Source organism: Pseudomonas sp. W17 (genome assembly GCF_040268305.1).
GTDB classification, from domain to species: Bacteria; Pseudomonadota; Gammaproteobacteria; order Pseudomonadales; family Pseudomonadaceae; genus Aquipseudomonas; species Aquipseudomonas protegens.
Genome location: NZ_CP158490.1, coordinates 1,166,280 through 1,189,162 on the forward strand (window position 1 = coordinate 1,166,280; position 22,883 = coordinate 1,189,162).

At 63.0% G+C, this 22,883-nt stretch carries 18 protein-coding genes; 3 read left to right on the forward strand and 15 right to left on the reverse strand.

All coding sequences use genetic code 11. The features are described from left to right. The first annotated feature begins 8 nt into the window (after positions 1-8). Complete coding sequence (locus ABCR88_RS05260; protein WP_350404202.1) at positions 9-869, forward strand: HlyD family secretion protein; 861 nt, start codon at positions 9-11, stop codon at positions 867-869. 231 nt (positions 870-1,100) lie between these two features. On the opposite strand, the gene ABCR88_RS05265 is transcribed toward ABCR88_RS05260, so the two are convergent. Then, the gene (locus tag ABCR88_RS05265) at positions 1,101-1,925 is read right to left on the reverse strand and encodes an SDR family oxidoreductase (RefSeq protein ID WP_232642954.1); all 825 of its coding nucleotides are present in this window, start codon (positions 1,923-1,925) and stop codon (positions 1,101-1,103) included. Positions 1,926-1,962: 37 nt separating this feature from the next. Then, positions 1,963-2,427 carry a multidrug transporter gene (locus ABCR88_RS05270; RefSeq protein WP_350404204.1) on the reverse strand — a complete coding sequence of 155 codons (465 nt, stop codon included), beginning with the start codon at positions 2,425-2,427 and terminating at the stop codon, positions 1,963-1,965. A 215-nt stretch (positions 2,428-2,642) separates the two neighbouring features. Here ABCR88_RS05270 and ABCR88_RS05275 point away from each other — a divergent pair, with 215 nt between their 5' ends. Together ABCR88_RS05275 and ABCR88_RS05280 are read left to right on the forward strand one after the other, a co-directional pair. Then, positions 2,643-2,939, forward strand: a complete 297-nt coding sequence (locus tag ABCR88_RS05275; RefSeq protein ID WP_041116056.1) for a helix-turn-helix transcriptional regulator — start codon at positions 2,643-2,645, stop codon at positions 2,937-2,939. Beyond that, on the forward strand, positions 2,936-4,201 hold the full coding sequence (locus ABCR88_RS05280) for a type II toxin-antitoxin system HipA family toxin (RefSeq protein WP_350404206.1): 1,266 nt from the start codon (positions 2,936-2,938) through the stop codon (positions 4,199-4,201). Before ABCR88_RS05275 ends, ABCR88_RS05280 begins: the two co-directional genes overlap by 4 nt. Before the next feature lie 281 nt (positions 4,202-4,482). Here ABCR88_RS05280 and ABCR88_RS05285 read toward each other — a convergent pair whose 3' ends face one another. The 13 genes from ABCR88_RS05285 to yaaA all read right to left on the reverse strand — a co-directional run bounded on the left by ABCR88_RS05285 (position 4,483) and on the right by yaaA (position 22,761). Then, a complete protein-coding gene (locus tag ABCR88_RS05285) occupies positions 4,483-5,934 on the reverse strand; it encodes a mannose-1-phosphate guanylyltransferase/mannose-6-phosphate isomerase (protein ID WP_011059366.1) in 1,452 nt (483 codons plus the stop codon). 193 nt (positions 5,935-6,127) lie between these two features. Then, the gene (locus tag ABCR88_RS05290) at positions 6,128-6,784 is read right to left on the reverse strand and encodes an alginate O-acetyltransferase AlgF (RefSeq protein ID WP_041116061.1); all 657 of its coding nucleotides are present in this window, start codon (positions 6,782-6,784) and stop codon (positions 6,128-6,130) included. 16 nt (positions 6,785-6,800) lie between these two features. After that, the gene (locus tag ABCR88_RS05295; protein ID WP_350404207.1) at positions 6,801-7,976 is read right to left on the reverse strand and encodes an alginate O-acetyltransferase; all 1,176 of its coding nucleotides are present in this window, start codon (positions 7,974-7,976) and stop codon (positions 6,801-6,803) included. Positions 7,977-7,987: 11 nt separating this feature from the next. After that, positions 7,988-9,553, reverse strand: coding sequence for an MBOAT family protein (locus tag ABCR88_RS05300; RefSeq protein ID WP_232642949.1), 1,566 nt, complete (start codon positions 9,551-9,553; stop codon positions 7,988-7,990). A gap of 187 nt (positions 9,554-9,740) precedes the next feature. Beyond that, positions 9,741-10,856 carry a mannuronate-specific alginate lyase gene (locus ABCR88_RS05305; RefSeq protein ID WP_041116066.1) on the reverse strand — a complete coding sequence of 372 codons (1,116 nt, stop codon included), beginning with the start codon at positions 10,854-10,856 and terminating at the stop codon, positions 9,741-9,743. Between the two features lie 8 nt (positions 10,857-10,864). Beyond that, positions 10,865-12,325 carry an alginate O-acetyltransferase gene (locus tag ABCR88_RS05310; protein WP_011059371.1) on the reverse strand — a complete coding sequence of 487 codons (1,461 nt, stop codon included), beginning with the start codon at positions 12,323-12,325 and terminating at the stop codon, positions 10,865-10,867. Between the two features lie 11 nt (positions 12,326-12,336). Next, positions 12,337-13,926 (reverse strand): mannuronan 5-epimerase AlgG, encoded by a 1,590-nt coding sequence (gene algG, locus ABCR88_RS05315; protein ID WP_350404208.1) that lies wholly within the window; start codon positions 13,924-13,926, stop codon positions 12,337-12,339. Positions 13,927-13,952: 26 nt separating this feature from the next. Continuing rightward, a complete protein-coding gene (locus ABCR88_RS05320) occupies positions 13,953-15,410 on the reverse strand; it encodes an alginate export family protein (RefSeq protein ID WP_036996876.1) in 1,458 nt (485 codons plus the stop codon). A gap of 161 nt (positions 15,411-15,571) precedes the next feature. After that, complete coding sequence (gene algK, locus ABCR88_RS05325; protein ID WP_350404209.1) at positions 15,572-17,014, reverse strand: alginate biosynthesis TPR repeat lipoprotein AlgK; 1,443 nt, start codon at positions 17,012-17,014, stop codon at positions 15,572-15,574. Between the two features lie 9 nt (positions 17,015-17,023). Then, positions 17,024-18,193, reverse strand: coding sequence for an alginate biosynthesis protein Alg44 (locus ABCR88_RS05330; protein ID WP_350404210.1), 1,170 nt, complete (start codon positions 18,191-18,193; stop codon positions 17,024-17,026). 35 nt (positions 18,194-18,228) lie between these two features. Further along, positions 18,229-19,713 (reverse strand): mannuronan synthase, encoded by a 1,485-nt coding sequence (gene alg8 / locus ABCR88_RS05335; protein WP_325986005.1) that lies wholly within the window; start codon positions 19,711-19,713, stop codon positions 18,229-18,231. A 139-nt stretch (positions 19,714-19,852) separates the two neighbouring features. Further along, positions 19,853-21,169, reverse strand: coding sequence for a nucleotide sugar dehydrogenase (locus ABCR88_RS05340; RefSeq protein ID WP_011059377.1), 1,317 nt, complete (start codon positions 21,167-21,169; stop codon positions 19,853-19,855). Positions 21,170-21,981: 812 nt separating this feature from the next. Next, positions 21,982-22,761: a peroxide stress protein YaaA gene (gene yaaA / locus ABCR88_RS05345; RefSeq protein WP_325985538.1), complete on the reverse strand. Its 780-nt coding sequence runs from the start codon at positions 22,759-22,761 to the stop codon at positions 21,982-21,984. Positions 22,762-22,883 lie beyond the last annotated feature (122 nt).

Genomic DNA, 22,883 nt, shown 5'->3' on the forward strand with positions numbered 1-22,883 from the left:
CCCCCGCAATGAAAAAGTTTTTCAGCCTGCTCGCCACCCTGCTCGTGCTGGCCCTGGCCCTGTGGATCGGCCGCACCCTGTGGGAACACTACATGTACACCCCCTGGACCCGTGACGGCCGGGTGCGGGCGGATATCATCAACGTCGCCGCCGATGTCACCGGCGAAGTGGTGGACGTGCCGGTCAAGGACAACCAGCTGGTGCGCAAGGGCGATCTGCTGATGCAGATCGACCCCGAGCACTACCAGATCGCGGTCAAGCAGGCGCAAGCGCTGGTGGCGTCGAAGAAGGCCACCTGGGAGATGCGCAAGGTCAACGCCAAGCGCCGCGCCGACATGGACAACCTGGTGATCTCCAAGGAAAACCGCGACGACGCCGGCAACATCGCCGACTCGGCCCTGGCCGACTACCAGCACGCCCAGGCCCAGCTGGAAGCGGCGGAGCTGAACCTCAAACGTACCCAGGTACGGGCGGCGGTGGATGGCTACGTCACCAACCTCAACGTGCACCGTGGCGACTACGCACGCATCGGCGAGGCGAAGATGGCAGTGGTCGACATGAACTCGTTCTGGGTCTACGGCTTCTTCGAGGAAACCAAGCTGCCCCACGTGCGCGTCGGGGATAAGGCCGACATGCAACTGATGAGCGGCGAAGTGCTCAAGGGCCATGTGGAAAGCATTTCCCGGGGCATCTACGACCGCGACAACCCGGAAAGCCGCGAACTGATTGCCGACGTCAACCCGACCTTCAACTGGGTGCGCCTGGCCCAGCGCGTGCCGGTGCGCATCCACATCGATGAAGTGCCCGAAGGCGTCCTGCTGGCGGCCGGCATCACCTGCACCGTCATCGTCAACCCCGAGCCTTTGTAGGAGCTGGCTTGCCAGCGAAGGCGCCGGCAAGGGCGATGCAAGGCTCGCGGGCCTCTTCGCCGGCAAGCCGGCTCCTACGGAGCGCTGCACGGTCTATCTGACTGTTGTAGGAGCTGGCTTGCCAGCGAAGGCGTTGGCCCAGGCGATGCAAGACTCAAGGGCCTCTTCGCCGGCAAGCCGGCTTCTACGGGAGGCACGCGGTACACCCGAGCTGGCTTGCATGCGTGGGGGTTAGAGCTTGGCGCTCAGGCCAAAACGCTTCATCAGTCCCTTCTCCAGCAGACCCTTGGGCAGCAGATTGGCCAGCAGCGGCAAGGCGCGGCTGCCATTGCCCAGGCGCACCAGGCGCGGCGGCTTATCCTGCTGCACGGCCTTGAGCAGGCCGGCGGCAAATTCGCTGGCCGGTGTGGGCTTGTCCTGGGAGGCCTTGGCCCGGGAGCGGATGCCCTCGCGCAGTGGCCACCAGGGCGATTGTTCGTTGAGCAGCTGTTCGGCTTCATGCCCGGCGTTCTTGGCGAAGCTCGAAGCAATGGCCCCGGGCTGCACTTCCATGACGCGGATGCCGAACGGCGCCAACTCCATGCGCAGTGCATCGCTCAAGGCGTGCACCGCGGCTTTCGAGGCGCAGTAGGCACCGGCAAACGGCGTCACCAGCACCCCGGAGACGCTGCCGATGTTCACCACCAGGCCGCGGCTGCGGCGCAGCACCGGGAACATCGCCCGAGTCACCCCGACCACCGAGAACACATTGGTTTCGAACTGGCGTTGCATCGCTTCCACGCCGCCATCGAGCAACGGGCCCATGGCGCCGTAGCCGGCGTTGTTGATCAGCACATCGAGGCCGCCGTACTGCTGGTTGATCTCCTCGCCCAGGGCGCCCAGGGCCGGGCCGTCATTGACGTCCAGTTGCACGGCCTTGAAGCCGGCCGCTTGCAGGGCAGAGACGTCCTCGGCCTTGCGGGCGGTGGCGAGCACGGTGAAACCGGCGCCCTTGAAGGTGTCCGCCAGGGCGCGGCCGATGCCGCTGGAACAACCGGTGATCAACGCTACGGGCATGGCGCGGTCCTTGTGCTGGAGTGAGGGGCGGGGCGAATCAGTCGGAGAAACTACCCTGTAAACCCTCGGCGCGAAACTCCAGGGTTTGCGGGCGATAGCCGGGGCGCAGCGGCGGCAGGGGCAGGCAGTCCTGCCAGTTGGCGCCGGCCTGCAACTCGCCGGGGCCACGGTAGCGCGGGGCGCTGTACTGGTTGTCGGCGAGGTTGACCGTATCCCCCGGCGCGTAGGCCGCGACCCGCCAGCGCAACTCCACCAGGGGCACCTTGTTGCCGTTGTTGAGCTTGACCTGCAATGGACGGTCGGCGGGGCAGTGTTCGGGGGCGTAGGTCAGGCGCAGCTCCAGGCGCGCCAGTTGCTGGGCTTCGCGGTTGTCCAGCCAGACCACCCAGCAGGCCACCAGGGCCAGGCCGAACGCGGCGGCCAGGGACACGGGAAGGGCTTTGGCGGGGTAGCGCAGAAGCAGGATCAGCCAGGTGATGACCAGCAGAACGCCGATGAACATGACGCGAGCCTCGGGGAAAAGGAGGGGACATCCTACCTAAGCGTAGGTGGGGTTGGCGATGGAGGGTGTCCAGGGTGTGTTTTACCTCAACGTTCTGGGCGTAAAATTATTATGGGTAATATAAGGTCTGTTATTGGAATTTTTTAACTATAATGGATCCTATGTTGTCCATAGTTTGACGAGGTAATCAACAGGCCGGAGGCAGACGCAGCGTCATGTCCCTTACTCGTTTCATGTACACCCCTTCCGAGATCACGGCGCAGATCGGAAAAAACGCACAGGCCCTCAGGTTGTCAAAAAACCTGTCGCGCAAAACCCTGGCCGAAAAATCCGGGGTGCCCGCCTCGACCATCAAGCGTTTCGAGCTGCAGGGGGCCATCTCCCTTGAGTCGATGGTGCTGATTGCGGCGGCTTTGGATGAGCTCGATCCGCTGCTCAGGTTGTTCAAGCCACCTGCGCCAAACACGCTGTTTGAGCTGCAAAACTCAAAACGCCAGAGGGGCACCCGATGACTGGACGAGGCACCAGGAAATACCAGCCGATCGAGGAATTGGGCGTCTTCATGCATGGGCGGCAGGTGGGGGTACTGAGCTGGAATCGCCAGGGCTGCTACTTCACCTACGCCAGGGACTGGTTGAGCCGGGGCTTCAATCTGTCGCCGCAACTGACCTTCGACGAGAAGCCGCAGCAACCCGATAGCCAAGTGTTCCTGGGCATTCATGGAGCCTTTGCCGATTCCCTTCCCGATGGTTGGGGCTTGCTGCTGATGAAGCGTTTTTTCACGGCGGAGTATGGGGCGCGGGTCGCCAATGGCCTGACTCAACTCGATCGGCTTGCCTACATTGGCAACCGTGGGATGGGCGCCTTGGAGTACTACCCCATGGCGGAAAAAATGCAGCGCGAACCCATCAGCCTTTCACTGCTGTACCAGGCTTCGGTCCAGGTCCAGGTGGGGGAAACGGTTGAAGTCCTGAAGGCACTGCGGATTGCCGGTGGCTCGCCAGGTGGCGCCAGGCCCAAGGCAGCCGTTGCCCTTTCGCCGGACCTGTCCCATGTGGTTTCGGCCTTTGAACCCTTGCCAGAGGGCTACGCGCACTGGATCGTGAAATTCAGGGCCCTGCAGGAACCCTGGTCCATGGGGGCGATTGAATATGCCTACGCCCGCATGGCCCGCGCCGCCGGGGTCGATATGGCCCAATGCGAGCTGATCACCGTGCCCTCGGAGCAGGGGTGGAACGAACGCTTCTTTGCCTCCCGGCGCTTTGATCGCCAGCACAACGAGAAAGTCCACATGATGACCGCTGCCGGGATTCTGCATGCGGACTTCAGAGTTCCAGGCTTGGACTACAAGGACTTGCTGCGCCTGACCTTTGCGCTGACCAAGAGCGCCAAGGAAGTGGAGAAAATGGCCCGGCTCATGGTGTTCAACGGCCTGGCGCACAACTACGACGATCACGCGAAGAACTTCGCTTTTCTCTACGAAGAGGGGCAGGGCGGCCTGGAGGGACAATGGGTTCTCGCGCCCGCGTATGACCTGACGTTCTCCACCGGCATGGGCGAGCACACCACCGCGTTCGACGGCCAGGGGCGTCCGTCCCGCAAGGCAATCAGACGCTTGTGCGCGGACTACAAGTTTCTCAAACCGGATGACTACATCGACCAGACGCTGGAGGCGCTGGGCAATTGGAAAACGCTGTTTGCCGAACTGGGTATTCTGCAGGCCGATGGGCAGGAGATCTTTGAAACGCTTGAAGATGTTCATGCCAATCTTTAGCGCCGCGACCAGGGCTGAAATGGGTGTAGCAACGATGCACCGGTCTGCTCCTTGTAGCCGCTGCCGCAGGCTGCGAACGACCGCGCAGCGGGCGCAGGGGGCTTAAGACCGCTGAAGGTCCTTCGGCCCTTTTCGCAGCCTGCGGCAGCGGCTACAAAAAAAATCCCCCTGTCCAACCGCCTGCGGATAGGGGACGCAGGCGCCTGGAAGGGGGTTGAAAGGACTCGCTGATAACGGCGCTCTGCCTTTGCTCGCAGCTTGCCGCTTGAAGCCTGTCGCTGTTACTGGGCGATGGTCTTCACTGAGACGCCACGTTCCACCGGGGTGGAGCGGCCGTAGATATCTTCAAACCGCTCGATATCGTCTTCGCCCAGGTAGCTACCCGATTGCACTTCGATGATCTCCAGCGGGATCTTGCCCGGGTTGCGCAGGCGGTGCACCGAGGCAATCGGGATGTAGGTGGACTGGTTCTCGGTGAGCAGGAACACGTTCTCGTCACAGGTGACTTCGGCGGTGCCGCTGACCACGATCCAGTGTTCGGCGCGGTGGTGGTGCATCTGTAGCGACAGGCAGGCCCCCGGCTTGACCGAGATGTGCTTGACCTGGAAACGCCCGCCCATGTCCACCGAGTCGTAGGAGCCCCACGGACGGTAGACCTCGCAGTGGTTCTGGGTCTCGCTGCGGCCCTGTTCGTTGAGGGTGTTGACCATCTGTTTCACCCCTTGGACCTTGTCCTTGTGGGCGATCATCATGGCGTCCTTGGTTTCCACCACGACGATGTTTTCAAGGCCGATCACCGACACCAGCTTGCCGTTGCCGTGGATCATGCAGTTCTTGCTGTCCTGGATCACCACATCGCCTTTGCTGACGTTGCCGTTGGCGTCTTTTTCATGCACGTCCCACAGCGACGACCAGCAGCCGACATCGCTCCAGCCGGCACTCAGGGGGACCACGCAGGCGCGCTGGGTCTTCTCCATCACCGCGTAGTCGAGGGAGTTGTCCGGGCAGCAGGCGAAGGTGGCTTCGTCGATGGTCACGGTGTCCGGGTCCTGCTGGCTGCGCTCCAGGGTCAAGAGGCAGGTGTCGTAGATGTCCGGGTCGTGTTTCTTCAGCTCTTCGAGGAAGCGGCTGGCGCGGAACAGGAACATGCCGCTGTTCCAGAAATAGCCGCCGGCCTGGACAAACTCGGTGGCGCGTTTTTCGTCGGGCTTTTCGACGAAGTGCGAGACCCGGCTGACCCCCTCCGGGAGCAGCGCATCGTTGGTGGACTTGATGTAGCCGTAGCCGGTTTCCGGCTTGGTTGCCGGGACCCCGAACAGCACCATTTCGCCACGCTCGGCGGCCACGGTGGCCAGGGCCAGGGCCCGTTGCAGGGCTTTCTGGTCGTCCAGGACGTGGTCGGCGGGCAGTACCAGCATCAGCTCGTCGCGGCCTTCGTTGACCAGCATCATCGCGGTCAGGGCCACGGCCGGGGCGGTGTTGCGGCCGAAGGGCTCCATGAGGATGCGCTGGGATTCGAGCTTACGGGCCGCCAGTTGCTCGTTGACGATAAAGCGGTGGTCCTTGTTGCAGACCACGATGGGGGTGTCCATGCCTTCGAACACCAGGCGCTCCAGGGTCTGCTGGAACAAAGTGTGTTCGCCGGTCAGGGCGAGGAACTGCTTGGGGAATTGCTTGCGCGAAAGCGGCCAAAGACGTGAGCCGCTACCACCTGACAAGATCACCGGAATCATGTTGTTACTCCTTCAAACATCGTATGGGTTAGAGCTACTGCGTTCTGTCGTTTCACTCTTGTTTTTGTTGCGTGACCGGATGCGCTGCCCACCTTCTGTAGGAGCCGGCTTGCCGGCGAAGGGGCCCGTGAGGACGCCTTCGCTGGCAAGCCAGCTCCTACACAGGGGGACGGGCAAGGCATCCGGAAATTCATTAGCGGGTGGAAACCGGGCGCTTGACCCAGACCGGCGACAGGCTGCTGCCGTTGCCGGTGACGTAGAGCACCGCTGCTTCGCCGCGCTCCAGGGCCACGGGCTTGAGGTCGCTGACCTTTTTCTCGCCGTCATACAGGGCGAAGCTGACCTTCACCGGGTTGATTTCGCGCTCGCCGCGGCCCTTGGCGGCCACGGCCTTGACCACATCGGTCTTGCCGTCGGCGGTCTTCAGGGTCAGGGCCTGGTCGCTGAGGTTCTGCACCCGCACCAGGGATTTCTGCTTGTTCTTGAACGGCGGTTCTTCGATCAGCTGCGGCTGGCCGCTGGCGTTGTTGACCAGGGTGTAATAGTGATCGGCGGCCAGTTTCACCGGCACGCTCTGGCTGCCCACCTTGGCGGTGTAGTCGCCGCCGGGCATGAAGCTGAAGTCGCTGCTGGCCAGGGGCGCGACGTCGTTGACGTTGGTGCTGCCCACCGTGGCGCTGACTTCGCTGTTGCTGGCGTTGTACAGGCGCACGAAGGTCGAGCCCTTGGGCGCGGTGGGGCCGTACAGTGCGGCATCGCCACCGGCGAACGCAGACAGGGACAGGACGCTCATGCCGGCAGCCAGGGTGATTGCTTGGGCGAGACGACGAGGAGTAGTAGTGAAAGTCATGAGTGTTACCTCTTTTTCAGTTTTGCGCCCGGTCGGGCGTCTCGGATTTGGCGTTAACAGCTAGGTTCTGTTGGCGTGCACCGGCTTGCTTGAGTTCTGCGACCCACTGAGGGTCGGCGTCGCCGATTTCGTTGTTCACAGGCAGATAGCGTTCAGGGAATTCCCAGATCAGCAGCTGGGGCGGGTTGTTCTTGAAGTCGTCGCTTTTCAGGTAGCTGAGCATCGGCAGGATCGGGCCGTGGCCGTCTTCGGCGTAGCTCAGCACGTCGCTGTGCAGGGCCTGTTTCAGGGCGCCGACGAAGTTCCAGCTGGGGTTGGCGCTGTAGCTGGTGCCCACCAGGGTCACTGGCACTTCGCGGTCGGCGAATAGCGCGTCGTCGGCGGCCGGCTGTTCCTCGCTGGCCCGGGTCACGCGCTTTTGCAGCGGCTCTTCGGCCGGCATCAGGTTTTCGAACAGCGGGTCCAGGGGCAGGAAGCGGCGCAGGTCGCCCTTGTGTTCCACGGTCTCTTGGGTCTCGGTAACGAAGCGTTGTGGCTGACCGCTGAGCGGGGTCTTGGCGGCGATGGTCAGGGCCAGTTGCCGGGCGACGATCTCGGCGCCGGCGGGGGTCCAGTGGGTGTCGGTGCGCAGGAACACTTGCTGGCCCTGTCGCTTGGCCTGTTGCAGGGGGCCAAGCAGGTCGGGTGCAAGGATCTTGTCGGCGGCGACCCGGGCGTGGAAGTCCTGGTAGAGGTTGGCGTGGATGCGCGCCGGGCGCACTTCGTCCATGTGTTCCGGGTACAGGCGCACCTTGGCCGGAACGATCGCCATCACCAGTTTTACCCCGTGCTCCTTGAGGGTCTGGCGCACGCCTTCCACCAGGGCGTAGTTGCCCTGCAGGTTGAGCTCCTCGTTGACCACGGGGTTGAACTCTTCATCGCTGTACAGCCACTGGTCACGGCCCAGCACCACCCCCGGGCGCCCTTCGTTGAACAGCTTGAAGTCCAGGGCGGCCCAGAGGTTGGTGCCCAGGCGCTTGATCGGGAACTGGTCGTCGTAGTGGGTTTCCACCGCCTTGGCCCAGCGCCCGTTGAGCACGGTGGCATCGTTGTTGGTACTGAAACCGAAGAAGCTGCGCGCCGACCACAACCCCAGCACCAGCAGGGTCAGCAGGAACAGGGCGATGTAGAACACACGTAATGAGCGGGTCATGGGCAGATCCCTCAGAACTGGAAGTAAAGGAACGGCGAGAAGCTTTGCGCCGAGAGTTTGAGAATCGAGGCAATGAACAGCAGCAGCACCAGGGCGCGCATGGCGTAGCGCGACCAGTCGGCAGTCCAGTAGGCCGGCTGCACCTGGGCCTCGGTGCCGACGATGTAGCCCGGCTGGTGAATGCTGCCGGGGTTGTCCCCGGGCACCGCCTTGATCAGGCCGGGCTGGGCGCTGGCCGGGCCGTCGGCGGCGCTAGTGACCTCGGGCTTGGCCTTGACCGGCGCCGGGTTGCGGTACAGGTCACGCAGGCCGAAGAACGCCAGGGTGGCGTAGGCCAGGATCAGGGTCGCCACTTGCAGGCCGGTGAGGCTGGCGCGGTTGAGTTCCGACAGCGACCAGTCGCCAAAGCTGAACATCGCGCCGTACATACGCCCGGCCACGTGCAGGTTTTCGGCACGGAAGATCACCCAGCCCATCACCACCAGGAGGAAGGTCAGGGCCCAGCGCACCGGGTTCAGGCTACGCGGCGTGGTGTTGATGCCCAGGGCCTTTTCGATGGCCAGCCACATGCCGTGCCAGGCGCCCCAGACGATGTAGGTGAAGTTGGCGCCGTGCCACAGGCCGCCCAGGAGCATGGTCAAAAACAGGTTGCGGTAGGTGATCAGGGTGCCTTTGCGGTTGCCGCCCAGGGTGATGTACAGGTAGTCGCGCAGCCAGGTAGAGAGGCTGATGTGCCAGCGCCGCCAGAACTCGGTGATCGACTGGCTGATGTAGGGCTGCTTGAAGTTTTCCATGAAGCGAAAACCCATCATCAAGCCCAGGCCGATGGCCATGTCGCTGTAGCCGGAGAAGTCGAAGTACAGCTGCGCGGTGTAGGCCAGGGCGCCGAGCCAGGCATCGCCCGTGGTGGGGTTGTGCAGGGCGAAGCAATGGTCGGCGACCACCGCCAGGGTGTCGGCGATGAACACTTTCTTGATGAAGCCCTGCATGAAGCGGGTGCAGCCTTCGGAGAACTTGTCCAGGGTGTGGGTGCGGTTGTTGAACTGGTCCGCCAGGTCACGAAAGCGCAGCACGGGGCCGGCGATCAGGTGCGGGAAGATCGCCACGAACGCCGCGAAGTCGATCAGGTTGCGAGTGGCCGGGGTGTCGCCGCGGTAGACGTCGATGATGTAGCTGATGGACTCGAAGATGTAGAACGAGATGCCGATCGGCAGCAGCACGTGGGTCAGGATGAACGGCTCAAGCCCCATGGAGGTCATGATGGCGTTGATGCTGTCGACGCCGAAGTTGGCGTACTTGAAGTAGCCGAGGATGCACAGGTCCACCGCCACCCCCAGCAGCAGCCAGCGCTGGGCGGGTTTGGTCCTGACACCGGCGGCGCCGACTTTCAGGCCGATCCAGTAGTTCCACAGGGTGACCCCGGCGAACAGCGCCAGGAAGTCCACGCGCCACCAGGCATAGAACACATAGCTGGCGATCAGCAGCAGCAAGTTGCGATAGCGTTGCCCGCTCAAGTAGTACAAGCCGAGAAAGATCGGCAGGAACAGGAACAGGAACACATTGGATGAGAAAACCATCCCGATCTCTCCATGTTTAACCAATAGTCAGAGGCCGGAGCCCCCCCAAACCCCCCCGTGAAAAACCGGGGAAGCGGTACTGCGTGCAGCGCGCCCCCTGTAGGAGCCGGCTTGCCGGCGAAGGCGCTCTTGAGGGCCTCTTCGCTGGCAAGCCAGCTCCTACAGGGGGACGTTCCAACGATTCGAATCAGGAGCCCTTTGCATGGGCCGGGTCGTAGACCTTGGTCAGGTCGCCACCCAGGCGGAAAGTCTTGAATGGCTGCATCTTGTGCTTGCGTTCCAAGACATCCGGGGCGCAGGTGTAGAGGCTGCAGTAGGGTTCCAGCCAGGCGAATTTCGAGTCGACCTTGAGGTCGGTCATGTCCTGTTCCTTGCCGTTCTTCTTCTCGAAGGTGTCCGGGTCCTTGACCCCGGCCAGCACCCGCTCCCCCAGGCGCTTGAGTGCTTCGTGGTTTTCCTGGCGCAGGTCCACGCCGTTGACCTGGGCGAAGCTGGCGATCATTGCCAGCGGCGGTAGGGCGTAGTTGTGGTAGGCCAGGGCCCGCTGCTGGCGCTTGAGTTCGTTGGGCAAGAAGCCGTCGGCATCGACCTGGTTGGCGCCGACCTTGTATTCCTTGACTGCCCAGTCGAACAGGTCGCGGCGGTTGGTGGCCACGGCGGTGGCCATCACCGACCAGGCGGCCCAGTAGGAGTGGTTGTTGGTCTTGTCCAGGGGCAGGTTGTCCCAGTCGCTGACCACCTGGTCGGCCATCTTGCTGAACCAGGCTTCGATCTTCTGTGCCTGTTCCTGATGGGTGGCCAGGGGGTGGGAATCGGAGAACTTCAGCCGCAGGTAGGCCGAGGCCATGCTGCCCAGGGCCCATTTGCGCATGGACTTGCCGGTGTGGTTGAAGTCCTTGGACATCAGCGCGTCGGCCTGGGCCCAGGCGCTGAGCCAGGCGAGGGTGCAGTCCAGCTGTTCAGGACGGCCGTCGCGCATGAACTGCATGACCCGCTTGCTGGTGCCGCGCTCGATCTTGGTGATGTCCGCGGTGGTGTCACGAAAGGCCTGTTCGGACTGCACGTTGAGGGTCGCCCGGGCCTTGTCCGAGCCTTCGTACTTGCTGCGAAACTGCAGGGCGCCGGTGTAGGGCGCCGGCATGGCGTCGCAGCCCTCGCTGTTGTCGCCGCTCTTGAACTTGTCCACCGGGGCGTAATAGCCCTGGGGCGGACGCAGCGGAGCGGCGGCCTGGGCGCTGCCGGTGACGATGGCCAGCCCCAGCAGGCTGGGTATCAACAAGCGTTTCAAGTCTTTGCTTTGCATAGGTAACCTCATTGCCCGATCTGCGCGGTGCGTTGCTCGGCGCTCGGGAATACGTTGCGTTTGCAAATTTTCGCTTCGACCTTCTGCCCCGCAGTGCCCGCTTCCGGGCCCTGGATCTCGACCGCCAGCAGGTTCTGCGAGGCCCAGTCTTCGTCGGTGCGCAGTTCGAAGGCGAAGCGCCCGTCGGTGTCGGACGTTTCCGGTTTTTCGATCTTGATGTCCTCGTGGCGCCCGTTCATGTACCAGAGGGTGGCTTGCAGGGTTTTCACCGAGGTGTCGGCGAAGCGGATGTCGACCTGATGACCGCTGTTGCGCAGGTCCATGTTCTTGCTGTTGACCAGCAATTCGTTCTTGCCGGGCTTGAGGGTGGTGCTGCCGGTCATCTGCGCGTCCTTGCCCTCGCAGCCGTTGTCCAGCAGGGCCATCATCTGCCGGTAGATGGTTTCCTGGTCCAGGCGGTACAGCGGCGAGAATTCCCAGATGAGGATCTTCGGCGGGCTCTTCTGGAATTCGTCGCTGCCCAGGTACTGCAGCATCGAGCCTTCCAGGCCGCCGCCGGGGAAGGCGACGTTGAGGATGTCGGCACCGATGGCCTCTTCCAGGAAGCCGGCGAAGTTGTAGTTCTTGCCACTGTGGCTGGTACCCACGAGGGTGATCTGCGGGTTGCCGGAGTCGCCGAACAGGTCGCCGTCGCCAGCCTCGCCCTTGGGCTCGGTGGTGAACTGGTCCATGTACTGGATGGCGTAGCTGGTGCCGCACAACTGGCCGGCCATGTTGTGCAGGGTGCCGGTCTTGCCCATGCGCCCGGACTTATGGGTTTCGAATTCACGCCGTGGAATGTCGGCAAAGGCCGGCAACTGCTTGACCTTGTCGGCGACGATCTTCGCCGTGCGCTGGGCGCCATAAGGGGTCCAGTGCTGGTCGCCGCGGAAGTAGAAGTCGTGGGCCGGCAGGGTATCGGGCAGTTGTTCGTTGGTTAGCGGCGAGAGGTCCGGCACCACGTAGCCCATCTGCGCGAAGCGCCCGAGCATGGCCTTGTAGTTGCTCAGCGCCTTGTCATAGTCGAAACGGGCTTTCTCCGCCGGGTTGAGCTTGTTGCGGTTCACCAGGCCGCGGGTCGGCTGATAGACCACCACCAGTTCCACGCCCTTGCTCTTGAAGGCTTCGTGCAACTGCTTGAGGCGGCGGTAGCCTTCGGGAGTGGTGTTGAACTCGGTGCGCAAATCTTCCTGGGTACGGAACAGCCAGTCGCCCTGGGCTTGCACCAGGGTGGTGAAGTTCTGCTGGTAGCGGGTCACGTAGTTCTTTGCGTCGTGGGCGGCCGGGCACAGGTTGCAGCACGGCTCGGCCTTGAAGTTCGGCGCGGCGCTTGTGGCGCTGGTTTCGTCGGCACGGGCGCCGGCGCTGGCGGCGAGAATCCCCGCGGTCAGGGCCGACAGGCCCAGGAGTTTGATCCAGTGTGGGTGCATGAAAGTCATCCTCAATCCCGCAATTCGGTCTGGCGTTCGACGGGGTCGATCAACACGGCTTTCTGCTGGCGCACCAGCAGGTCGAGAATTTCATCCTGGCGCTCGCCCAGGACCCCGGAGAAGCTGATGCCGCTGCTTTTGGTCGGCGCCAGCATGGAGACCCGGTACAGCTCCACGCTCAAGGGGGAGTCGATGGACATCGGCCCGCTGCCGTTGGCGGCCAGCTCGCCGCCGACCACGATCAGCGAGACCTGGGCGTCGAACGGGTCGAGCTTGATGTCGCGGTCGGTGTCGGAAAGGTCCTTGATGTGGCCGTAGACCCCGGTCAGGCCGTTGGCCATGGCGATGTTTTCGTACAGACGGATGTTCACGCTGTTGCGAATGCGGATGCCGTGGCGGCGGTTGCTGATCACCTTGTTGCCGTAGATCAGGTTGTCGGCACTCTCGTAGAGGGTGATGCCGTCGGTGTGGTTGCGGTAGATCTCGTTGTAGGCGATCAGGTTGTTGATGCTGTTACGGTCGATCACCAGCCCGGAGAGGTGGTTGTCGTAGCTGCGGTTGTTGAAGATGAAGCTGTCGTTCACTTCCCGGGAAATGATGATGCCGTGCTTCTTCTTGGTGCCGTGGACGGTGTTGTCGGCAATGATCAGGCCATGGGAACGGTCGTGGGGGTCGATGCCGTAGACGATGTTGTCCTTGTAGGTGTTGCCCTTGAGCACGAAGTCCCGGGTCTCGTAGCAGTAGAAGCCGTACCACATGTCCGAGAACGTCGAGCCGACGATCCAGCCGGTGGGTTCATCGCGCTTGAGCACCTTGGCCATGTTCGGCGTGTACTGGGAAATACTCACCCCGTAGGACTTGGAGTTGGCGTAGCCGAAGCTGGCCATCTGGCTGTTGACGATGTACGTCTCGGTGCCGCCCCAGGCCAGCAGGAACGGGCGGAATTCCTTGGGTGAGCGGAAGGTCGCCGGGCCGTTGTCCTTCTCGCGCCAGCCCGTGACCTTGGTGTCGCGCACAAACAGCTGGCCATCGTTGACCAGGAACGAGCCGCCTTCCTGGGACAGGCGCAGCTCCTGGGTCTGTTTGTCGATTTCCAGGATGCCGTGGCGGCCGACGACGATGGGCAGGCGGGCCAGGTAGACCCCGGGCGCGGTTTCGCTGATGTACTGCTTGGGCAGCTTGCCCACCAGTTCCTTGAGGTTGACGTAGCCGTCGTCGATGAAGATCGCCTGGGGTATGCCGTGCTGGCGCACCACCCATTCGGCCATCTTGTTGTCACCGCCGATAAAGTCCTTCAGGGCGTCTTCCTGCATCATCCGGCGCACGCTGATCTTGCCCGGCTTGCTGCGCACGATCTTCGCCGCGGCCGCCTCGGCGGTGTAGCCGGAGAGGTCGGGCAGGGTCGGCTTGGCCAGGGCCAGGGGCTCGGTGGGAGCACTGCTGACGGTGTAGGTCTTGGCCTGTTGCAGCTCCTTGGCGATGATCGGTGCCTTGGCCGTCTCGGCAGTGGCGAAGGCGCTGCTGCTGGCCAGCAGCAGGGCGCCGGCCAGGAGGCTCAGGGAGCCTCTGGACAACGGGCTCTGGAGAGTTTGAGTAGGCATGTCGGGCACTCCTTTAGCGGCTTGCATCAGAAGCGCCAGATCACGTCGATAAAGGCGCGGTGCATGTAGGAGTCGACCTCTTTGCCGTAGGCGTCGCCGGGCTTGAACACGCCACCGCGCAAACGCACCAGGGCCGAAGGTTCATCGATCGACTGGCTCAGGGCCGCGGGCAACAGGCCTTGCTTGAAGTACTTGGTGACCACCAGGTCCATCTCCTGGCCGAGGTCCTTCTTGCCATCCATGAGCGGCAGCGAGGTGCTGCTGAGCAGGGCGCCGGTGGTGTCGTCGTAGTTGTTGTCCACTGCGTTGATGCCGTTGCTGCCCACCGGTTTGTTGCCGTCCACACGCCAGAACTTGTGGTAGACCAGGCTGGCGTCGTAGTCCTCGCGCAGTTGCCAGGAACCGAACAGGGTGGCGCTCTGGGTGTTGTTCATTTCGCCCCGGAAGGCTTCGCCGAAGCGGTGCACCCGGGAGCGAGTACCGGTGTAGTTGGAGCGGTTGCTTTGCAGGCCGTTCTGTTCGTACTCGGCGCTGGCCCGGGCATAGGCCGCGCCCACTTGCCAGTTCGGGTCAAGGCGCAGGCGCACGCCCAGGTCGGTGGCCCAGCCGTTGAGGTTGTCCCCGCGCTTGGCTTGGGTCGGGCGGCTGCCATCGGCGTTCAGCGGGTTGACCGTATCGCGGTCGCCGCGCATGCCGGTGAGGCTGGCCCAGTAGTTGACGGTATTGGTGTTGCGCCAGTTAAAGGCGTCGCTGTTGGCTTCCAGGCCGAGCCAGGTCAGGTCGCCGTTTTCCTTCTTGTCCAGCGGGTCGCTGGCCACGCCGGGCTGGGCATAGTCGAGCTTGCCGTCGTCGTGGGTATGGTGGGCGCGGATGCCCACCCACTGGCCGGGCGTCCACTGGTAGGCGGCGTCGGCGTACAGGTGCAGGCGGTCCTTGTCCTTGGGCGCCAGCTCCTTGAGGTCGGTGCGGTATTCACTGAAGCGCTCGGCGGCCCCCAGGTTGGCCCGCAGCAGGGTGGTGTCGAAGGTCCAGTTCAGCGCCTCGATGTTGGTGTCGCGCCATTGCCCGTCATCGTTGCGCAGGCGCTGGCGGCCGAACTTCAACTGCTCGCCGGGGTAGGCGGTGAAGCCGCTGTAGCCGACCCAGAACTCGCGCATGGCCAGGTAGTTCTTCTTGGTCTTGCGGTCATCGTTGCTGGACTGCTGGCTGGCGTCGTCGCCGGACTGTTGCAGGGTGTCGGTTTCGATCACGTCGCTTGCGGTCACTGCCTGGCCCATGGCGTAGGCGCTCCAGTTGCCGCTTTCGCCATAGACCCAGGGCCGCAGGTCGAGGCCGATGCCGTTGACGTCGCCACCGCCCTGGGTGCCCAGGTCGCGATCGTCCTCGGACTGGCCGGTGATCTTCACTTCCAGGCCGAAGTTCTTGGTGTCGGTGATGGCCGCCAGGGTCGGGTTGGACCAGATCATGGCAAAACCCAGGGCCATGCCCAGTTTCGACAGGCACAAGCGCTTGCCTGTGGTTGTGGCGGCGGGGTGTGCCCGGTCGCGCAGCGGCCGCGATTCGCGAGGGCAGGCGTGGCGAGCGCTTCGCGCGTGGTCGCAGCCTGCGGCAGCGGCTACAGGGGTGGTGTTGAATGGGATGGACTTCATAGGGATTCCTCGCCGTCTTCTTCCTGCAGCGCGTGCAGTTGCAGCGTGTTCTGGGTCAGGGCACCGCGCGCCGCCTGCTCCTGTTGCAGCAGGCGCTGGGCTTCGGCGCGCTGGCCGGGGGGCAGTTGTTGATCCAGCTGCTGGGCCAGTTCGTTGGCCTGTGGGGTGTCCTGGGCCTTGGCCAACTGGCTGAAGACGTAGGCGTTGACCGGGTTGGGCGCGGTGCCGCGGCCCTGGGAAAACAGCTGGGCAATGGCGAAGTCGGCGCTGTTCTGGCCGTTGCGGGCAGCCGTCAGCAGGTGGTCCAGGGCTTTTTGCGGGTACACCTGGCCCAGATAGCCACGGCGGTAGATCTGCCCCAGGTAGTAGTCGGCGGCGACTTCGCGGCCCACGGCTTTCTGGAAGTGCGCCTCGGCCACCTTGGCGTCCGCCGGCACCCACTTGCCTTCGTAGTAGAGCTTGCCCAGCAGCAGTTCGGCCCGGGGCTGGTCGGCGGCGCGGCCGTTCTCCAGGTATTCCATCATCTTGTCGACGTCACCCAGCTCGGGGAAGTCGTAGAGCAGTTGCGCCAGGCTGACCCAGGAGGCCGGGTAGCCGGGGGCGACCTGTTCCAGCAGGGCCTGGGCGGTCTTTTCATCCGGCTTGCCAAGACTGGCATCGCCCAGTACCCGGGCCACGCTGTCGACTCGCTGGGCACTGACGCTGCCACGGCTGTAGCCGGCCTGCAGTCGCTTGATCAGCTCGGCCTGCTGTTCTGGCTGGCCGCGTTTCTGGTAGACGGTGGCCAGCTCGACGTAGCAGATGTCGGTGCTGTCGAGGGCGGCCTTGCAGATGCTTTCCACCTGGTCCAGGTGCTGGTCGTAGGTGCCCTGGGTGCGGTACAGCAGGACCTGGGCCAGACCGGCTTCCGGATAGCCGGCGGCGCGCCATTGGCTGATCTGCTGCTGGGCGTCGACGTTGGGGAAGCTGTGGGGGTATTGCAGGTACAGCATCGCCAGGGGGATCAGGGTGTTGCCTTCGCCATTGGCAAAGGCTTTCTTCAGCAGGCCTTCGGCTTCGTGCTGCTCGGCCTCGCTGGAGCCGGGCTTGGCCACCAGCAGGCGCCCCAGGCGCGCCTGGGCACGGGGCGAGGTGTCGGCTGCGGCGCGGTAGGTGGCCTCGGCCTGCTTGATCTGCGCCGGGTCGCGGCTTTCCACCTGAATGTCGGCCAGGCCCACTTGCGCTTCGCTGTAGCCCAGGTCTGCCAGTTGGCGGTAGTTCTGCTGGGCCAGGGCGGTGTCGCCGCGCTTCAGGGCCTCGTTGGCCAGGCGCTGGTCCGGCAGGCCGGCGCAACCGGCCAGGCTCACGGCCAGGGCCAGGGAGCACAGGGCCAGGGCGCGGCGCCCTTGAGGCTTATCGAGTGCGCAGCACTCGTCAATGAAAGGGCTAGTCACAGGCATGTCCTCCGCTCAGAGACCGGCAGCCATGGCTTTGTCGATCAGCCAGTTCATCGACGGGCCGCGGTCGCTGCTGACTTCCACCGGGCGGCCGGCGAAGACGCTGCTCAGGGGCGCGTCGGGCTTGATCTGCACGCGGATGTCGGAGGACAGGTCGTTGCTGTTGAGGCTGGCGCTGCTGACGATGGTGCCGGTGCGCACTTCATCCTCGCCGGCGATCTGGAAGTTGACCTTGGTGCCCGGGCGCACGTCGCCGAACTGGCGGTAGGAGAACCGCGCCTCGACATTGGCCAGGCTATTGCGCGGCACCAGCTGGAAGATCACGTCGCCCTTGCTGGCGTACTGCCCGTCGGCCACCAGCTGCTGGGCCACGGTGCAGTCGCAGGGGGAGGTCAGGGTGCCGGTCATCTGCTTGCCGAACAGTTCCTCGACCTTGGCCGGTTGCAGCTGGTTTTCGTCCAGGTGGCCCTTGAGCACGTCCAGCATGCTGGTGCTGAAGCTGGCCAGGGGCGCGCCTTTGGCGACGCTGCCATCGGTCTGCACCAGGCTCTGCACGGTGCCGTCGCGCGGCATGGTGACGTTCATCCCCGGAACGTTGACCAGGCCGGCCTCGGCGTGGCTGACGAAGTACATGCCGTACACCGACTTGAGGATGAAACCGAAGGCGGCAAGGCCGACGATGAAGATCCCGGCGCTGAAGGTCACCGCCCGCAGGCGCCCCAGCGGAGTCATGCCGCTGCCGCTGTCCTTGTTCTTGCGCGCCTTGGTGAAGTTGTCGCGCTGCAGGGTGGCGAGCACGTCGCCCATGCTGACGATGTCGCCGGCCAGGTGCGAGGTGATCAGGTGGCGCAGGGTGGAGATGTCCTGGGGTTCGAGGTTCTGGAACTGGCAACCGACCCGGCCGCTCTGGCGATCGAAGGAGCGGACCTGCAGCTCGACGTCCATGGCCAGGCCGAGGTTGTCGATGACAAATTGCAGGCGGCCCTTGTGCACTTCGCCCACGGTCAGCATCTGCTGCCCGGCGTTGAAGCTCAGGCCGCCGGCGGAGAGGTCGTGGACCCGCACTTCAAGAGGCTTGGCCTCGGTTCCGAAGAAGCGCAGCTTGGCCGGGATCTTGACCCGGGCGTGCTGGCGTTGGGCTTCGGATTCATGCACTACGTTGACGTTCACGGCGGTGTTCATAGAGTCGATTTCCTAGTTAATTCAGGCAAGGCGGTTCAGACCATCAGCAGCAGGACAGCGACGAACACGCTGCCGGCCGAGAAGGTCATGGTCCGAGACGACCAGGTGTTGAACCAACGTTGAAAACTGGCCAGGTCGCGGGTCAGCTTGGTGTCCTGGCGGGTCCAGGATTGCTGGTCGAGGCGGAAGAACACGTAGATCTTCACCAGCGCGCCGACGATCTGGTTGTAATAGAGAATCAAGGGGTAGGCCGGGCCGATGCGGTGCCCCGAGCAGGACAGCAGCAGGGTCAGGATCAGGCGGGTAATGCCGATCCACAGCAGGTAGGCCAGGATGAAGGCGGTGCCGTACTTGAAGCTGGCGATGATCGCCACGGTCAGGCCCAGCAGCGAGGTCCACATCGACACGCGCTGGTCGAACAGCACCACGCTGGTGAACAGCCCCAGGCGTTTCATGCCCAGGCCGAGGGCCCGGGAGTTCTGCCGCAGGTTGTTGCCGTACCAGCGGAACATCAGCTTGCGGCTGGCCTTGATGAAGCTCTTCTCCGGCGGGTGCTCCACGGTGTTGATTGCCGCGTCAGGCACGTAGAAGGTGTCGTAGCCCAGGCGCATCAGGCTGAACCAGCTGGACTTGTCGTCGCCGGTAAGGAACTTGAAGCGGCCCAGGCGCCAGTGCTGCAGGGAGTCGCTTTCTACGTCGGCGATGAAGTCCGGGTCGGTGACCACGGTGGCGCGGAACACCGACATGCGCCCGGTCATGGTCAGCACGCGCTTGGACAGGGCCATGGAGCACATGTTGATGTGGCGCTGGGCGAAGCGCAGCTTGTGCCACTCGCTCATGATGTAGCCGCCGCGCACTTCGCAGAATTCGTTGGTGGTCAGGCCGCCGACATTGCCGAACAGCTGGAACCAGGGCACGGTCTTGCGTACCACGCCTTCGCCGAGCACGGTGTCACCGTCGATCACCGCTACCACGGCGCGGCTGTCCGGCAGGTGGCGGGAGATGGCACGAAAGCCGAAGGCCAGGCCATCACGCTTGCCGGTGCCGGGAATGCGTACGAAGTCCAGCTTGACCCGCTCCGGCGGGTTCATCCGCGTCCACAGGCTTTTCACCAGCAGCTCGTCGGACATTTCCACGATCGAGCAGACCACGGTGGTGGGGAAGCCGCAGTCGATGGCTTCACGGATGACCGAACCGTAGACCTGGGCGGTGGTCAGCGCGTCGATCCGGAAGCTGGTGACCATCAGGTACACATGGGACGGGTCCGCCGCGCTGCCGAGCTTGCGCACCTTGCGCCGCAGGTGCGGGTAGACCACGTAGAGAAACAGCATACCGCGCACGAAGTGCGTGGCACCCATCGAGTAGCGCCAGATGCCCACGGCGCCAATCAGGAAAATGAAGTCCTTGGACTGTGAGTCGAAGGTCGAGGCGGGCAGCAACAAGGCCATGCCCATCAGCAAACTCAAGTAGAACAGCCAACCGGCGGCCTGAAGCAGGCCGTGCTTTAGCCTGTGCATAATCTGCGTCCATCAAGGTCTCGGGCGAGCCTGTGGGGTGGCCCGAGGGGGGTTAAGGCAGGCATGGAGATCTGGGAGGGCCAGATCGCTGGCCAGCCAGCTCCTACGGGGATGGGGTAGGAGCCGGCTGGCTGGCGAACCCTTACCAGCAGATCCCTTCGGTACGGCCTTTGCTGCAGGTAGCCTTGGACATGAAGCCCACCAGGTCGATGACCTGCTTGCCGTGGGGCACGTCTTCGGCCAGGGCGCGGAACTTCTCGTCGCGGTTGCCGAGAATGATCACGTCGGAGTTGCCGATTACCGCGTCGAAGTCCGAGTTGAGCAGGGACGAAACGTGGGGGATCTTCGACTCGATGTAGTCCTTGTTGGCGCCGTGAACCCGGGCGTACTCGACGTTGCTGTCGTAGATGCTCAGGTCGAAGCCTTTGCCGATGAGCATTTCCGCCAGTTCCACCAGCGGGCTCTCGCGCAGGTCGTCGGTGCCGGCCTTGAAGCTCAGGCCCAGCAGGGCGACCTTGCGCTTGTCATGGCTGGAAACGATGTCGAAGGCGTTCTGCACCTGGGATTCATTGCTGCGCATCAGCGAGTTGAGCAGGGGCGCCTCAATGTCCAGGGAGCCGGCGCGGTAGGTCAGGGCGCGCACGTCCTTGGGCAGGCACGAGCCGCCGAAGGCGAAGCCCGGGCGCATGTAGTACTGGGACAGGTTGAGGGTCTTGTCCTGGCAGACCACGTCCATCACTTCACGGCCGTCCACGCCCACCGCCTTGGCGATGTTGCCGATTTCGTTGGCGAAGGTGACCTTGGTGGCGTGCCAGACGTTGCAGGTGTACTTGATCATCTCGGCGACTTCGATGTCCTTGCGGATGATCGGCGCGTCGAGTTCTTCGTACAGCGCTTGCAGCACGTCACCGGAGGCCTGGTCGAACTGGCCGATCACGGTCATGGGCGGGAAGTCGTAGTCCTTGATCGCGGTGCTTTCGCGCAGGAACTCGGGGTTCACCGCCACGCCGAAATCCACCCCGGCCTTCTTGCCCGAGCAGTCTTCGAGAATCGGGATCACCACGTTCTTCACTGTGCCCGGCAGCACGGTGCTGCGTACCACGATGGTGTGGCGGGTGGCCTTGTCGCGCAGGACGAAACCGATCTCGCGGCACACCGATTCGATGTAGTCCAGTTCCAGGTCGCCGTTCTTCTTGCTCGGGGTACCGACGCAGATCATCGACAGGTCGGTATCGCGAATGGCCTCGGCGAAGTTGGTGGTGCCACGCAGACGAGCGGTCTGGATTCCTTGCGCCAGAAGTTCGCCCAGGCCCGGTTCGACGATCGGCGACTTGCCGGCGTTGATCAGGTCGATCTTGTCTTTGGAGATATCTACGCCAACCACTTCATGGCCCCGTGCGGACAGGCAACCGGCACATACTGCACCGACGTAACCCAAACCAAATATGCTGATGCGCATCGCATTTACCTCTGTGTTATTCACGCCATTAGATGGCCGGAGTTAATGTTTGCCAGCTGTTGTTGCGCACTCGGAAGTACAGCGAAGTACGCTGTAGTGCCGTGTGCAGGCAGACTAAGTTCCGAGTGACTAAATAAATGCACTCAAGTTGTGCGCAACCGATCCATGTTGTTTTGACTTGCCCTTGAATGTTGCCGGCGGCTCCTGCTGCAGGTCCCTCGAGAAAAACCATCCGCGTTCCTGTGGATGGCTGGATGCCACGTAGTACGGGCTCTCCAGTTGTTTTCGGGGGGCTTGAAGGCCAGCTGTTCCTTGGCTCGTTAGGGGATAGTTGAGGTGCCTTATCTCCGTTTGTTTACCCTTTAGTTCAAGTTTGTGACTCGTTGGTCAAATCAATGTTGCAACTTGATTAGTTCCTCGTGAGTCCGTGTAAGTCATCTCCTACAACCTCGTTGAGAATCGTTACCGGTGGTATGAGCGGTGTCTGAAGGCATAGTTCCTGCCCGCTCATCCTGTTTTTCGAAATTTCTTGAAATATTGAGAAAGATGGCACTGCTCTCAAACTGATAGCACTAACGGTTTGAGCCTTTAGTTATGGGGAGTTGAAGCGAGGGGATATTTTTGTGCCACTACCGAATAAAAAAAGTGGTGCCACTACTGAAAAAATCAGCGCTGTCGAGTGAAATAAAAGTTAGGCAAAACGCTGAAAGTTCTATGGCGCCAGAAAATTGGCTTATTAAAGGCGGGGAATGTGCTGATGATCACATTCTGGCGCGCTCGCCGGTTGGAAACGAGCGCGGCAGGGGAACGCTTTATTCCGGTGCGTGGTCGCGCAGGAACACCAGGTTGTCGGCTTTGGACTGCTCCGCGCTGAAGCGGTAGCCCTGGACGTCGAATTGCTTGAGCTGAGCGGGGTCGTTGATGCGCTCCTGGATGACGAAGCGGCTCATCAGGCCACGGGCTTTCTTGGCATAGAAACTGATGATCTTGTACTGGCCGTTCTTCAGGTCCTTGAACTCGGTATTGATGATCCGCGCGTTCAGGGCCGTACGCTTTACCGCCGAGAAGTACTCGTTGGAAGCCAGGTTCAGCAGCAGGTCGTCACCTTGCTCGGCCAGGGCCTCGTTCAGCCATTCGCTGATACGGGTGCCCCAGAAGGCATACAGGTCCTTGCCCCGGGCGTTGGCCAGCTTGGTGCCCATTTCCAGGCGATAGGGCTGCATCAGGTCCAGAGGGCGCAACAGGCCGTACAGGCCGGAAAGCATGCGCAGGTGTTGCTGGGCGTAGTCGAAATCCGCCTCGCTGAGGTTTTCGGCGTTGAGCCCGGTATAGACGTCGCCCTTGAACGCCAGCAGCGCCTGCTTGGCATTGTCTGGAGTGAAGGCCGGGGTCCAGCTACCGAAGCGCGCGGCGTTGAGCCCGCCGATCTTGTCGGATACGTGCATCAGCTCGCTGATCTGCGCCGGGGTCAGTTCCCGCAGTTGCTGGATCAGTTCCTGGGAGTGGTCGAGGTATTGCGGCTGGGTGAAGCGCTGGGTAACCGGCGGTGTTTCGTAATCGAGGGTCTTGGCGGGTGAAATCACCATCAGCATGGGGTCGTCTCCTTTTGGCGTCGGGGGATTCTAGGGGCTCGGGCGCCCGGACTCCACCTATGATGGCGATAGTCATGACCGCTGATCGCGGTTCGCCGGCAAGCCGGCTCCTGCACGAGCCT

Bases quoted from the DNA above. Each gene is read 5' to 3' on its own strand.
- ABCR88_RS05260 (WP_350404202.1), top strand. From the start codon at position 9: ATGAAAAAGTTTTTCAGCCTGCTCGCCACCCTGCTCGTGCTGGCCCTG.
- ABCR88_RS05265 (WP_232642954.1), bottom strand. From the start codon at position 1,925: ATGCCCGTAGCGTTGATCACCGGTTGTTCCAGCGGCATCGGCCGCGCC.
- ABCR88_RS05270 (WP_350404204.1), bottom strand. From the start codon at position 2,427: ATGTTCATCGGCGTTCTGCTGGTCATCACCTGGCTGATCCTGCTTCTG.
- ABCR88_RS05275 (WP_041116056.1), top strand. From the start codon at position 2,643: ATGTCCCTTACTCGTTTCATGTACACCCCTTCCGAGATCACGGCGCAG.
- ABCR88_RS05280 (WP_350404206.1), top strand. From the start codon at position 2,936: ATGACTGGACGAGGCACCAGGAAATACCAGCCGATCGAGGAATTGGGC.
- ABCR88_RS05285 (WP_011059366.1), bottom strand. From the start codon at position 5,934: ATGATTCCGGTGATCTTGTCAGGTGGTAGCGGCTCACGTCTTTGGCCG.
- ABCR88_RS05290 (WP_041116061.1), bottom strand. From the start codon at position 6,784: ATGACTTTCACTACTACTCCTCGTCGTCTCGCCCAAGCAATCACCCTG.
- ABCR88_RS05295 (WP_350404207.1), bottom strand. From the start codon at position 7,976: ATGACCCGCTCATTACGTGTGTTCTACATCGCCCTGTTCCTGCTGACC.
- ABCR88_RS05300 (WP_232642949.1), bottom strand. From the start codon at position 9,553: ATGGTTTTCTCATCCAATGTGTTCCTGTTCCTGTTCCTGCCGATCTTT.
- ABCR88_RS05305 (WP_041116066.1), bottom strand. From the start codon at position 10,856: ATGCAAAGCAAAGACTTGAAACGCTTGTTGATACCCAGCCTGCTGGGG.
- ABCR88_RS05310 (WP_011059371.1), bottom strand. From the start codon at position 12,325: ATGCACCCACACTGGATCAAACTCCTGGGCCTGTCGGCCCTGACCGCG.
- algG (WP_350404208.1), bottom strand. From the start codon at position 13,926: ATGCCTACTCAAACTCTCCAGAGCCCGTTGTCCAGAGGCTCCCTGAGC.
- ABCR88_RS05320 (WP_036996876.1), bottom strand. From the start codon at position 15,410: ATGGCCCTGGGTTTTGCCATGATCTGGTCCAACCCGACCCTGGCGGCC.
- algK (WP_350404209.1), bottom strand. From the start codon at position 17,014: ATGCCTGTGACTAGCCCTTTCATTGACGAGTGCTGCGCACTCGATAAG.
- ABCR88_RS05330 (WP_350404210.1), bottom strand. From the start codon at position 18,193: ATGAACACCGCCGTGAACGTCAACGTAGTGCATGAATCCGAAGCCCAA.
- ABCR88_RS05340 (WP_011059377.1), bottom strand. From the start codon at position 21,169: ATGCGCATCAGCATATTTGGTTTGGGTTACGTCGGTGCAGTATGTGCC.
- yaaA (WP_325985538.1), bottom strand. From the start codon at position 22,761: ATGCTGATGGTGATTTCACCCGCCAAGACCCTCGATTACGAAACACCG.